Source organism: Streptococcus sp. HMSC072D05 (genome assembly GCF_001815805.1).
GTDB lineage: Bacteria > Bacillota > Bacilli > Lactobacillales > Streptococcaceae > Streptococcus.
Map to the genome: position 1 here is coordinate 709,609 of NZ_KV822038.1, position 13,065 is coordinate 722,673.

Below are 13,065 nucleotides of genomic sequence, written 5' to 3' on the forward strand. Positions count from 1 at the left end.
GTATAGAATCTTGCGCAAACGTTTGGCTAGTTCTAAACTTTATGGTAGAATAAAACACAACATGGATAAGCAAGAGGAAAAACAATGCAAAATCAGACACTTATGCAATACTTTGAATGGTATCTGCCTCATGACGGCCAGCACTGGGCTCGACTGACAAATGACGCAGAGCACCTAGCAAACCTTGGTATCAGCCATGTCTGGATGCCACCTGCCTTCAAGGCAACAAACGAAAAAGATGTAGGCTATGGTGTTTACGATCTTTTTGACCTAGGTGAATTTCACCAAAAAGGGACTGTACGTACCAAGTATGGGTTTAAAGAAGACTATCTTCAAGCCATTCAAGCCCTAAAGGCACACGGAATCCAACCAATGGCTGACATCGTTCTCAATCACAAGGCTGCAGCAGATAAATTAGAAGCCTTTCAAGTTATCGAAGTAGATCCCGAGGACCGTACAGTTCAACTAAGCGAACCCTTTACTATCAACGGATGGACCCACTTCACTTTTGATGGACGTCAGAAAACCTATAATGACTTTGAATGGCACTGGTACCACTTTACAGGTACAGACTACGATGCCAAGAGACGTAAGTCTGGTATTTACCTGATCCAAGGAGACAATAAAGGTTGGGCAAACGAGGAATTGGTCGATAACGAAAACGGCAACTACGACTACCTCATGTACGCTGACCTAGACTTTAAGCATCCTGAAGTCATCCAAAACCTCTATGATTGGGCTGACTGGTTTATGGAAACGACTGGTGTAGCTGGTTTCCGTTTGGATGCCGTTAAGCACATTGATTCCTTCTTTATGGGCAATTTCATCCGTGATATGAAGGAAAAGTACGGTGAAGATTTCTATGTTTTTGGGGAATTTTGGAATCCAGACAAAGAAGCTAATCTGGACTATCTCGAGAAAATAGAAGAACGCTTTGACCTTGTCGATGTTCGTCTCCACCAAAATCTCTTTGAAGCCAGTCAAGCTGGATCAAGCTATGACCTTCGTAGTATTTTTAACGATAGTTTAGTGGAAATTAAACCTGATAAGGCTGTCACTTTCGTGGACAACCATGATACTCAAAGAGGACAGGCACTTGAATCAACCGTCCAAGAATGGTTTAAACCAGCAGCCTATGCGCTCATCCTTCTTCGTGACCAAGGTCTTCCATGTGTCTTTTATGGAGACTATTACGGCATTTCAGGGCAATTTGCTCAACAAGATTTCAGAGAAGTTCTTGACCGTCTCCTAGCCATCCGAAAAGACAGGGCATATGGGGAGCAAACAGACTACTTTGACGATGCCAACTGTATCGGTTGGGTTCGTTCAGGTGCTGAACATCAATCTCCAATCGCTGTCCTCATCTCAAATGACCAAGAAAACAGCAAATCTATGTTTGTCGGGCAAGAATGGGCTGACCAAACCTTTGTTGACCTCCTTGAAAATCATCCAGCACAAGTTACAATCAACGCTGAAGGTTATGGAGAATTTCCAGTAGCAGCGGGTTCAGTCAGTGTTTGGGCAACAAAATAAACCTATCAGTTACAAGTCAAATCCAAGCGGATTTGGCTTTTTAAGTAGGCAAAAAGACCTACCCAAATGGATAGATCTTTATTGTCTTACAATTTACCTGCTACTGCATCCAAGAGTTCTTGAATTTTCGCTTGGTTGCTTCCTCCTGCCATAGCCATGTCTGGTTTACCACCACCACGTCCATCGACGATTGGAGCCAATTCTTTAACCAAGTTTCCTGCGTGTACATCTTTAGTCTTGCTTGCTACGAGGACATTGACCTTGTAACCAATAGCGGCAACTAGGACAAGCACATCAGAGTAGTCTTTTTGTTTCCAGTTATCCGCAAAGGTACGAAGGGCACTTGCATCTGATACAGAAACTTGGCTTGCAATGTAACGGTGTCCGTTGACTTCCTTCACATCCTTAAAGACATCACCTGCCGCTGCAGCTGCTGCTTTTTCCTTCAATTCTGCATTTTCTTTTTGCAATTGACGGAGTTGCTCTTGAAGGCCTTCAACCTTGTGAGGTACTTCCTTGAGTTGAGGTGCTTTAAGAGTTGATGCAACAGCTTTAAGAGCGTCTTCTTGTTCACGGTAGGCTTCAAAGGCTTCTTTACCAGTCACTGCCAAGATACGACGAGTTCCTGAACCAATCCCTTCTTCTTTGACAATCTTGAAGAGACCGATTTCAGAAGTATTGCCAACGTGGGTACCACCACAGAGTTCCACTGAGTAGTCACCGATGGTCACAACACGAACTTCCTTACCGTATTTCTCACCAAAGAGGGCCATAGCTCCCATTTCTTTAGCCGTGTCAATATCTGTCTCAACAGTTTCTACAGCAATTGCTTCCCAAATTTTCTCATTAACTTGCTGTTCAATGGCGCGCAACTCTTCAGGAGTCACAGCTTGGAAGTGAGTAAAGTCAAAGCGAAGAAATTCTACTTCGTTCAGAGATCCTGCTTGTGTCGCATGGTGGCCAAGGATATTGTGAAGAGCCGCATGGAGCAAGTGAGTCGCTGTGTGGTTTTTCATGACACGGTGACGGCGATTAGTATCGATTGCCAAGGTATATTCTTGATTCAAAGCAAGTGGTGCAAGAACTTCGACAGTATGAAGAGCTTGTCCGTTTGGTGCTTTTTGCACGTCCGTTACAGTCGCTACGACATTTCCTTTAGCATCCAAGATTTGACCGTGGTCAGCTACTTGTCCACCCATTTCAGCGTAGAATGGTGTTTCCGCAAAGATAAGAGAGGCAGTTCCTTCTGAAACAACGTTTACTTCTGCATTGTCCGCTACGATAGCAACAAGTCTACTAGCTAGTTTTTCTTTTTTGTAGTTAAATCGGCTTTCCACTGTAATGTTTTGAAGGGTTTCATTTTGCATTCCCATTGAGCCGCCTTTGACAGCTGACGCACGCGCACGTTCTTGCTGTTCTTTCATGGCTGCTTCAAAACCTTCACGGTCTACAGTCATCCCTGCTTCTTCAGCGATTTCTTCTGTCAATTCAACTGGGAATCCATATGTATCGTAAAGTTTGAAGACATCTTGCCCAGCGATAACGTTTTGACCTTTCGCTTTCAAATCAGCTACAATAGTTTCTGCAAAGTGTTGACCTGAGTGAAGGGTACGAGCAAATGACTCTTCCTCGCTCTTGACAATTTTCTCGATAAAGTCACGTTTTTCAAGCACTTCTGGGTAGTAGCTTTCCATGATTTTTCCAACAGTTGGAACGAGTTTGTAAAGGAAAGGCTCGTTGATACCCAATTTTTGACCGTGCATAGAAGCACGACGGAGGAGACGACGAAGGACATAACCACGGCCTTCATTTCCTGGAAGAGCACCATCACCGATGGCAAATGAAAGGGAACGGATGTGGTCAGCGATGACCTTGAAGCTCATGTTATCGCCATCTTGGTCGTAGACCTTACCTGACAATTTCTCAACTTCACGGATAATCGGCATGAAGAGGTCCGTTTCAAAGTTTGTCTTAGCCCCTTGGATAACAGCCACCAAACGCTCCAAACCAGCGCCCGTATCAATGTTCTTGTGTGGCAATTCTTTGTATTCGCTACGAGGAACAGCAGGATCAGCGTTAAATTGTGACAAAACGATATTCCAGATTTCGATGTAACGGTCGTTTTCGATATCTTCTGCAAGCAGACGAAGACCAATATTTTCTGGGTCAAATGCTTCTCCACGGTCAAAGAAGATTTCTGTATCAGGTCCAGAAGGTCCAGCACCGATTTCCCAGAAGTTGTCTTCGATTGGGATCAAGTGGCTTGGGTCCACTCCTACTTCAATCCAGCGGTTATAAGAATCCTTATCGTCTGGATAGTAGGTCATATAAAGTTTTTCAGCTGGGAAATCAAACCATTCTGGGCTTGTCAAGAGCTCATAAGCCCAAGTGATGGCTTCATCACGGAAATAATCACCAATAGAGAAGTTCCCCAACATTTCAAACATAGTATGGTGGCGCGCAGTCTTCCCTACGTTTTCAATATCGTTAGTACGGATAGCTTTTTGCGCATTGGTAATACGTGGATTTTCAGGGATAATGGTTCCGTCAAAGTATTTCTTAAGGGTTGCTACCCCAGAGTTAATCCACAAAAGAGTTGGGTCATTTACAGGAACCAAGCTGACTGATGGTTCGACAGAGTGGCCTTTACTTGCCCAGAAATCAAGCCACATTTGGCGAACTTGAGCACTAGATAGTTGTTTCATAATATCTCCTTATTTACTTGTTTAATTTGATTGGCTTTCCAGCATCTCCACATAGTCAATCGCGACACAAAGGGAAACGACTAGGTCTGCATACGAGTCTTCATAGACGGTTACGGTGTAAGTCGAGGTTAAATGAAAAATCTCTTTCCGAATCTCAGCAATCACTTGGTCACGATCATCTAGCAATTTGAAATTTAAATCCCAGATATTACCCTCGATACGAAGCCCGAGATTATCAAACTCATACTTATCTCGCCAGAAGGTCAACTTCTTACGAATAACGAAATTGGAACCATTTCGTAGCTGAATAGTAAATCGAGGAAGCAAAGTGAAAAATTCTTTACTAATTTCACTGACTTGCTCACCATAGGCGTCATAGATGGTAAAGGTCTTAGGAATTTGGAAGAAAGAGCCTTCCACCTGATAGTTCACTACTCCCCTATCATCTTTGATATCGAAGCGTTCGCCCCCAAGACGAAACTTTTGTTTCACGAGAAATGTCTTCATAAACACCTCCAAAAATCAAAAGACAAGTCCATATCACGAAGGGCGAAAAACCGCGGTACCACCTTCATTCAATGAACTTGTCATTCTCTTATTCTTATGAAATTGTCTGATTGAGTAGCATGACTTTCTAACTTAGATGGCTCGCAGCACCGCCATTTCTCTGGACTAAGATGACAGAAAATCAATTCTCAACTTTCTTATTATATCGTTTTTTGGGTTCTGCGTCAACTGGGAAAGCAGGCACATGCAATCTCATTATATGTATCATCAGCAAAAAAAGATTTATTGATAAAGTATATTATTGACGAAGTAAGTCAAGCATTTCATTATTGAGTGTTTGGTAACAAGAGAAATAGTTATCATCAATCTCAAATGTATCTTGTAAAATAAAGCGCAAAGTATCTATAGTCTGTTGCAATTTTTTTGAATTGACTAGTTTACTATCAATCTCTGACAAGCCATGTGCCACCTTATTTCTCTCATTGTTTAAAGAAATGATAACTCTAAGTGACTTAATTAATTCAGGACTATATTTGTAATACTCTAAAATTTTAGTGTATATAATTAGATTTAGAGTTGTTGTAGGAGAAAAGTCTTCTTTTTTGCCCTCATTTTCGTTCTGTGATTTTTTATAATCACTATCTAAATAACCGATAACTTTTTCAAAATCTTGATGTTCTTTGTTTAGCTTAGGTAACTTATTTTTATATATTATTAGATTCGGATGATTCCTTTTTATTCTATCTTCTAATATAAATTCGACTAATGATTTTGACTTAATCAAAACATCTGCTACTTGACCTCGTTTGTTTAAAATCTCAATCATCAAAAAATAATTAAGGGCTTTTTTCTCAACCTCTGAAAGTGGATATTTCTGAATTTCTGAAAGAACTTCTTGTTTTTTAAAAACATTTACTAAGTCGGTTAGAATGATTCTTAAACGAGCTAACTGCTTATTTGAAAGCAGCCCCTTCGAATCTCTCCGGATAACAATCTTTTCAACAGCTAAATAATCATATGACTCTATCAAACTTCTTAAATGACGTTTAACTAAAGAATGATTGAACTTCTCCGCTATATCCATGATACATCTGTTTTCATAATTATCCTGATTATCTTCATTATTTTTAAACAGATTATCTTCCTCTTCCTTGGAGAGTATTTTTTGGGGATTGTTAGATGAATTACTAGGAGTGGTAACTTGAATTGCCTGCGTATTATAGTCATCAATTCGGTTTATAGCGAATAGAGCTGATTTTATCTGAGGAGTACCAGAAGATAGATTTAGAATTAATTCCTCCCCTAATTTAGAATACTCTTTTATAATTTTTCCTATGATCTCATACATTTTATCATACAAATAAACCTCATCATTCCTTAATATTTGCTCATGAATTTTCACATCAGGTTTGTAGTCTTTAAATGAAAGAAGGGCTCTCTCAATAAGAGTTTTTTTAACTAACATTTCCTCACTGTAGAGTAAGACGATTCTTTCTGGTTTATATTTTCGAGCTATGTGCATTAAGGCTGAGTCTCTGTTCTTACTGATAGGATCCGTATTACCTACTGCTGAAATTAAAATTGTCATTTGTAATCTCCTTAATCATAAAGTTCGCCTTGCCCATTTCATAGAAGGATTCATTATTCATTATCAGTTTACGAGTTGCTTGTGTTGTTTTAACACTTTTCATTGGCGCTTTTGTTAATTTCAAGACTCCCTTTTCAACCATCCTAGTGGTTCTGCTATTCTCATAACGTTCTTGTAAAATATCTTTTGCTTGTTTAAAAATTGTTTTTGTCCAAGCTCCACTACCAGCACCCAAGTATATAGGATATTGAATATTTGGCTGAATTTTATTTTCAGGAAAATCTTTGAGGAAAAAAATCTTATAGTCATTATAAAATTCAAATGCTTTCTCACCAAGTTTCTCAATTAATTCCCCCGCCTCCTTTGTAGTTGTGGTAATTTTAAAATTAATTATTTTGCCAGGAGTTAAAGCTTCCCTATATAAAGGAAGAGGCTTGACAAGAGGGGTGGTGGCTTTATGATCCCATTTTTGAACTAAAATAAGACTGTCATTTCTAAATGGTTTGCTATCACTAACACGAATAGTATTAAACAAGTCATCATAATTCTGACCCTTTTTTGCTCCCCAAGGAATCAAAGATTTGTTTTCCTTTTTATCTTTTACAACATTTTCATTATTCCAGTCAGGATTGGTATTCATCAAAATAGTTCGAATGGCTCCCTTTAACGAACTACCAGGTATATAAGGATTACCATAAGAGTCTCGCATAAACTTTGATACTTCATTAATAGTACCTAACTTGGAATCAATGTTGTTCTTTTCGGTTTCAAAACCAGTCTCTTTAATCCTATAACCACCAAAATCACGGTCAGAAATACGGTTATCCTCTAAAAAGGAAATCAAACGATTATTACTGGCACTTGCCTTTCTCTCTTGTAAAAAGCGCTCAAACTTCTGATCATAACCTTTCTCCACCATTCGATTATAAAACTTACCCATATCAGGGAAATAAAAGTACCCATCTTCATAGATAAATTCACGAGATGTGTACTTATCACCACTGCCAGTATGGATAGGAGCCATGGCTAGGAGGGTAAATTGAAAGGTTCTATACTCTGTTTTCATCTTTCTCCCTCCATCTTGAAAAATAATGGTTTAGCATAGCTTAATACTTCATGTGGGAAATCAAGAGGTCTTACATCTACAATCTGTCCTGTAAAGGTTTCAGAGAAAGTAGATCCAGAAGCAAACTTATATAAATCCTGCTTACGGTAATTTTCATTAGTTTCTGTACTAAAAGCAAAACCACTTGATTTACTTAGTAAATAGGAACCAGTTTCCATAGCATATTCAAGTTCCTTTTCGACTGGTAGAGAAGTCGTCAAGGTCATGACAGGTCCTTGATGGACCTTGGTGAGACGATTTTTGAAGCTATCTGGTAAATCTAAAATAGTCAAATCAAATTGTCCATAACCACTGGAGCGTTTCCCACCAATTCCTGTATACTGCAAGCTTGCCATGAGTTCATTCAAGAGCTCAGACTCGTTAGCAATCACGTAAAGAGAAGAGTCATCTCTATATCTAACTGTAGAAACTTGATAAAGAGCCCCATCTAAATGAGGTTGGTTTTTAGTGACGATGTTTGTTACTGCATGTTCTGCGTCTTTAAAAAGCGTTCCATTTACATAAGAATCAAATTTATCTAAAGGGATAAATTGAAGTTTCTTCGCCATTTTCGCTTGACGTCTTACTTCTTTAACATCCGTTGTTAAGTCTGGCTGGTCAAACGTTGGAAATCCTATCGGCTTAGGTAAAAATGGGCCTGACTGATAAGGAAATGCATCTGACAAAACGAATCCATCTAGACCTGCTAATGATACAAATTCCTCCATTTTGCCCATTTTTTTTGCTTCTATAGCTAAGGCTGAAAACAATCGGTCAGCTGCAAAAGTCATTTTAGAACTATCCAGAGTACCTGCTCCAAAGTGAGCAGTATGGAAGTTCATAATATACATCTTGTAGGTCATACTAGACCTCCGTAGTTAAAAGTTCATTCAATCTACTAACATCATAGTTTCCGAAAACTGTATTTGCTTTAAGATTCTCAAAGACAACTTTACCATAACCACGAGAACCTGAACCCCCTAAATAATCAAGTTCCAACAGCTTTAATCCATCAAGAATTACTTTGAAGTCTTCTTCTACTTGAGCTTGACTCTTGTCTGTCACCTCATAGATCAACTCAAATCCAAAGATACTGTCTCGGATAGCACGTTCAATCTGTCTTGGATTTGCTTCAGCAGTGATACGGTCAATAGTATTTTCAAACTTAACTTCAGTATAACCTTTGACAGCTCGTGAATCTAAATCTTTTTTGTTAGTTAGAAAGGCATCTCTAAAGATGAGTCTTCCTACTTTATAGTTTTTGTCTGAACTATTCCCAAAGAGACGACTAATAATTTCCCCATCTTCTCCTGGTTTTTCTGCTAATTTAGTATTATATACTCTTGCCAAAAGGGTACGCATTTTCCCTTTGATACTAGATCCTGGAATAATGGGTAAGTTTGTAATTGGATCTTTAATCACAGGTGAGTCCGTAGCACCAATCGCCGCAAAAGCATTGCTTGTCCCAATATGAAGTCCTGTCTCTAGACGAATTTGTCCTGTTACTTGAATTTTTGCAAATGCCATTAATCTTTTCCTCCATAAAATCTGAAATAAGCTACTAGTGCTTCCATATAGCGGCAAAAACGTTGGAGACTTTCCTTATTGTTTATTTCTTTTAGAATGTCTAGAATCTCAGCCTTTTTCACCAAGTCTTTAACCGCAGTTTCTCGGCCCGATTGATAAACAAACTGCACTCTTAAATAAGCAATTTTATCAGCCAATTCCTTATACGATCTGACCTTACTTTCATCAAAAAGATTACTAGTTAAATTTAGTAGATTTCGAATTTTTGTAGTTGTTAAAAAAAATTTAATTTTATTATTTCTATGATCTTTAGTATGATTTAAAGATTTAATAACCTTTTCTGCCTTATCTACGTAATTATCATCTGTTAAAATTGCCATCTATGAATCCTTTCTAATCTCATAAATATATAGAAGTAAAGCTATCTCTGCTTCCTTACGTTCATTATCGCTACCTGTATACCAAGAAAAGAATAAATCCTTAAACTCTTTAAACTCTTCTTTTTTATCCTTAGAAGTTTGATCCTCTAAGCGCGTCAAATAATAGGCTAATCGAGCAATATTCATACGATCGTAGTTACGAAGGAGCTCAATCAGTCTGTATACAAAACTCTTTCCGCGCTCATCTTGAATATTAAAGTAGTAACGAATGCTCTTCAGTTTCCCATTATAGACATTGTCAATAAATTGGTCGAACTTCAAGGTATAATTTCTTTCAGAATCAACATTGCCAAAAGATTGGTCCAACTTCAAGGTATTACCTGCTTTAAAAAGGGAAATACTATCCTTGTCGTTATCCTTTGCTGCTCCTTCTAGCTTACCAGTTTCTTCAGCCATGAGGCTAACTGGAGTTTTATCTGGAAAGAGGCCGATTCCTGCTGATAGGGTTAATTTGCCATTTGTCCACTTGATAAAGTTTTGTCGGAGACAAATAGTAAACTCAATAATATCCTGCCAGGATCCGATAGCAAATACATCATCTCCACCGGCATAAATGATTGATAATTTTTTCTCTTTGGCAAACTGGTTGATATAGACTTTAAAGAAGAGACTCATACTTCTAGAGAAGGTTGCCGAGCGTGCTAGAGTATTATATTTGCCACCATCTTGATAGGAGAACCCAGCCATAAAGGCTGCTCCTAGGTCATCCACATCTAGTCGAACGACTGCCAGACGCTTGATACCTTGACCAGACTCCTGAGATAGTTTAGCATACTCGTAAATCTCATCATACTTGTAATCTCCGACAAAGACATGGGTTGCTTTTAGGATATCTGTCCTATAGCTATTCTTGACATAAACACGGTCCCACTCTTCATTAGCGAGGTCGGCTTTGGAAATACCTCTAATATAGGCTCCCGGACCTATCGGCAGGTCTTTTTCTTTTGTGACAATATAGTAGCTTTCTTGTATTTCCTTGGCAAAGCGATACATTCCTGCACAGATATGGCAGACTTCTTGACCATTAGACTTGGTAAGCTTTTCGACTGAGTGGCAAATAGCACATTCTCTCTGGGAACTTTTTCCTCCTTGGTTGAGTTCAAGGAGAGTTTTTGTATCATAACGAGAAATTTTCTTTTGGGAAATCATCCGACTAGTTGTTTGATAGACTTTTCGATAGTCAGCCAGTGTCGTTGTCATATCATTGGCTGAAAATGGACTCCAACCAAATGCTACGTACAAACCTGTCTGGAAATGCTTGACCAAAAACTGATTGAATTCTGCTTCAAAGCTAGCCAAGCTCTCTCTAGTTTTTTCGGTGTTTGGAAGGATAAAGTAGGCGTGCCCGCCACCAACGTAGAGAAGATTAGCCCTTGTAAGCTCTAACTTCTCCAGTAAGCTGTCAGCGATATGTTCCCCCATAAAATCTAGATACAAGGAACGTGCTTTTAGTTGCTTAGCTGCACCAGCTGTTGCGATATTGTAGATAAAATCCTGAATCCCTGATAAGTCAAAACTTGCTAATAAAAAGGCCTTCTCGCCATAAAAAGCTTCTAAATCCTGTCCCAGTACCTTCTCATAGTCACGGCAATTCTTGTCTGCTAAATAGTCCTCTATAGCTAGGGAAAAGCCAGCTGTCAGACGACTGTAGGTTGCTAGAGAAATATCTGATAATCCCTTGGTTCTTGTCGAAACAGGTACATAGGAAAGAGTAGACTCAAGGAGATTCAAAAGGGCATCTATCTCAGATTGGCTAAAGTCAAATCTCTCAAACTCTTTTTCTAAGGTCTCTACTATCAAGTCATAATCTGACTGGTCAGACGGCTCACTCGATTCCTTAGCATAGTTTGGTTCTCCGTCAAGCTCTAAAGGTCGCGCATCAAGATAACGCTGACTAGGGCTATCTGAAAATACATTGAAGATATCCGATTGTTTACTTAGGAAATCTTCTTTACCTCCATGAGTATCTGTTGCTCCTTTTAGGCCTGAAGCAATCTTTGCGGCAGCTGACGTGATATAGACCAAACTATCAGGAGCTAAGTCCGTCGGCAAATCACTAGAAGTCGCCTTGGCTATCTGCTGAGCTATCTTTTCATTATCCGAAAAGCGTCTAAACCATTCGGACCCAACGGTACCCAGATCTTTCTCATCATACCTGGAACCTTGAATCACCTTACCGATAGCGTGCAAAAGCGACCCATAAACTAAATCAATCTTTTCTTTCTTCAAGTTCTAAACCTCCCATCCCTAAGCTAGTTTTCATACCTAGGCCTGAGTATTCCCCAAATTTTAGAAGCATATTGGCGTATGCTTTCAAGGTATTTGGACCTGTAATCTTAAAGGTCAATCTCCCCCTGAAACCAGGGATTTTTTTGCCATGGACTTTAAAATAGCTGGATTCCAATCGATAGCTGGTAATCCTACTATGCTTGACCAGGTAGTCCAGAGTTTCCTCTTCGATGTCCTGACGATTCTCGACCAGACGTGCATACTTCATCATCAAACTCTGAAAGATGAGACGCATGGTCGGAAAGAGTAAGTACTCTCCCTGAGAGCGAAATCCTGTCGGAGTTTGAAAATGAATGGTAAAGAGTGACCGATCTTGGTTTTCATTAAAGAACTCAAAGAGTTGCTCCGAACTGAGATCTTGCATGGACAAAGACTCCACCATGAGAGTCGGCAAGTCATGAAGTTCTACTTTCTTGAGCTCCAATAGAACAGGCAAAATCTGCTTGACAGCCTCATCCGTCAGGAGATGAAGGGACCACAGGGTCTTGTCCTTTTGATGGATGATTTTTAGTGAGTAGGGGTTGGTCTCCTGCTCATGTAGCCAAGTCACATAGTCTGGTGCTAGGTTTTCCATGAGAAAACCTTGGAATTTTGTCGACAGATCGCTCGGTGATTGGTCAATCCGCTTAAATGATAGTTCGATGCGTTTCATATGCCTCCTTTATTGATACAATTGCGCTTTTGCTTTCTCATGAGCGCTTTTTTCTTTTACTTTTGGAACCCTTTGCCCTTATGAAACTGTCCCCTCTCGAGGTAGATAGGTAGCTATACTCTACGGTAGCTTCCAACCGTAAAGACAGGTATGGTATAGTTTCCGGCCCCTCTCGAGGTAGATAGGTATCTATACACAATTTAACAATACAGCAATCGTGGCAGGTAACTTGTTTCCGGCCCCTCGCGAGGTAGATAGGTATCTATACAGGGCTATGACCTCACAAGAATATTTAGAAATTCTAAAGTTTCCGGCCTCTCTTGAGGTAGATAGGGAGCTATACACACTGTTACGAACTACACACCGGAATCACCAAAACCGTTTCCGACCCCTCGCGAGGTTGATAGTTGTCTATACTAACGAGTTTCAGATTAAGAACGATAAGAACATAGCTAGGTTTCCGGCCCCTCGCGAGGTAGGTAGGTAGCTATACTATGTGGTGATTTCTATGTTGTCTACTCGATTTACAGGTAAATTGTTTCCGGCCCCTTTCGAGGTTGATAGGTATCTATACTTACCGTAAATTAAAAGGAAATGTCACTATTTTTCAGCCGATGTTTCCGGCCCCTTTCAAGGTATATAGAGGGCTATACTTTTCTTTTCCCTAAACTATTCTTACCGAGTTATGGAGTTTCCGGCCCCTCGCGAGGTAGATAGGG

At 39.7% G+C, this 13,065-nt stretch carries 10 protein-coding genes; 1 reads left to right on the top strand and 9 read right to left on the bottom strand.

Going from position 1 to position 13,065, the window contains the following annotated elements; translation table 11 throughout:
* The first annotated feature begins 84 nt into the window (after positions 1-84).
* Positions 85-1,533 (top strand): alpha-amylase, encoded by a 1,449-nt coding sequence (locus tag HMPREF3057_RS09300; protein ID WP_070697353.1) that lies wholly within the window; start codon positions 85-87, stop codon positions 1,531-1,533.
* An 86-nt stretch (positions 1,534-1,619) separates the two neighbouring features.
* Here HMPREF3057_RS09300 and alaS read toward each other — a convergent pair whose 3' ends face one another.
* From alaS to cas6, 9 genes are all read right to left on the bottom strand, one after another.
* Complete coding sequence (gene alaS / locus HMPREF3057_RS09305; RefSeq protein WP_000811713.1) at positions 1,620-4,238, bottom strand: alanine--tRNA ligase; 2,619 nt, start codon at positions 4,236-4,238, stop codon at positions 1,620-1,622.
* Between the two features lie 21 nt (positions 4,239-4,259).
* A complete protein-coding gene (locus HMPREF3057_RS09310) occupies positions 4,260-4,745 on the bottom strand; it encodes an LURP-one-related/scramblase family protein (RefSeq protein WP_000847088.1) in 486 nt (161 codons plus the stop codon).
* A gap of 298 nt (positions 4,746-5,043) precedes the next feature.
* The gene (gene csm6, locus HMPREF3057_RS09315) at positions 5,044-6,333 is read right to left on the bottom strand and encodes a type III-A CRISPR-associated CARF protein Csm6 (protein WP_000153850.1); all 1,290 of its coding nucleotides are present in this window, start codon (positions 6,331-6,333) and stop codon (positions 5,044-5,046) included.
* Entirely contained in the window at positions 6,305-7,399 is a 1,095-nt protein-coding gene (csm5, locus tag HMPREF3057_RS09320) for a type III-A CRISPR-associated RAMP protein Csm5 (protein WP_000846388.1), read from the bottom strand. Before csm5 ends, csm6 begins: the two co-directional genes overlap by 29 nt.
* Positions 7,396-8,301, bottom strand: a complete 906-nt coding sequence (csm4, locus tag HMPREF3057_RS09325) for a type III-A CRISPR-associated RAMP protein Csm4 (protein WP_000221421.1) — start codon at positions 8,299-8,301, stop codon at positions 7,396-7,398. The genes csm5 and csm4 overlap by 4 nt, the downstream gene beginning before the upstream one ends.
* A 1-nt stretch (position 8,302) precedes the next feature.
* Positions 8,303-8,965: a type III-A CRISPR-associated RAMP protein Csm3 gene (gene csm3 / locus HMPREF3057_RS09330; RefSeq protein ID WP_000852937.1), complete on the bottom strand. Its 663-nt coding sequence runs from the start codon at positions 8,963-8,965 to the stop codon at positions 8,303-8,305.
* Positions 8,965-9,345, bottom strand: a complete 381-nt coding sequence (csm2, locus tag HMPREF3057_RS09335; protein ID WP_000996503.1) for a type III-A CRISPR-associated protein Csm2 — start codon at positions 9,343-9,345, stop codon at positions 8,965-8,967. The genes csm3 and csm2 overlap by 1 nt, the downstream gene beginning before the upstream one ends.
* Positions 9,346-11,634, bottom strand: a complete 2,289-nt coding sequence (gene cas10, locus HMPREF3057_RS09340; RefSeq protein ID WP_070697355.1) for a type III-A CRISPR-associated protein Cas10/Csm1 — start codon at positions 11,632-11,634, stop codon at positions 9,346-9,348. It lies immediately after the preceding gene.
* Positions 11,615-12,346, bottom strand: a complete 732-nt coding sequence (gene cas6 / locus HMPREF3057_RS09345; RefSeq protein ID WP_070697357.1) for a CRISPR-associated endoribonuclease Cas6 — start codon at positions 12,344-12,346, stop codon at positions 11,615-11,617. The genes cas10 and cas6 overlap by 20 nt, the downstream gene beginning before the upstream one ends.
* Between the last annotated feature and the right edge of the window lie 719 nt (positions 12,347-13,065).

Coding starts and splice junctions, on each gene's coding strand:
- cas6 (WP_070697357.1), bottom strand. CDS start 12,346: ATGAAACGCATCGAACTATCATTTAAGCGGATTGACCAATCACCGAGC.
- csm4 (WP_000221421.1), bottom strand. CDS start 8,301: ATGACCTACAAGATGTATATTATGAACTTCCATACTGCTCACTTTGGA.
- csm6 (WP_000153850.1), bottom strand. CDS start 6,333: ATGACAATTTTAATTTCAGCAGTAGGTAATACGGATCCTATCAGTAAG.
- HMPREF3057_RS09300 (WP_070697353.1), top strand. CDS start 85: ATGCAAAATCAGACACTTATGCAATACTTTGAATGGTATCTGCCTCAT.
- csm2 (WP_000996503.1), bottom strand. CDS start 9,345: ATGGCAATTTTAACAGATGATAATTACGTAGATAAGGCAGAAAAGGTT.
- HMPREF3057_RS09310 (WP_000847088.1), bottom strand. CDS start 4,745: ATGAAGACATTTCTCGTGAAACAAAAGTTTCGTCTTGGGGGCGAACGC.
- alaS (WP_000811713.1), bottom strand. CDS start 4,238: ATGAAACAACTATCTAGTGCTCAAGTTCGCCAAATGTGGCTTGATTTC.
- csm3 (WP_000852937.1), bottom strand. CDS start 8,965: ATGGCATTTGCAAAAATTCAAGTAACAGGACAAATTCGTCTAGAGACA.
- csm5 (WP_000846388.1), bottom strand. CDS start 7,399: ATGAAAACAGAGTATAGAACCTTTCAATTTACCCTCCTAGCCATGGCT.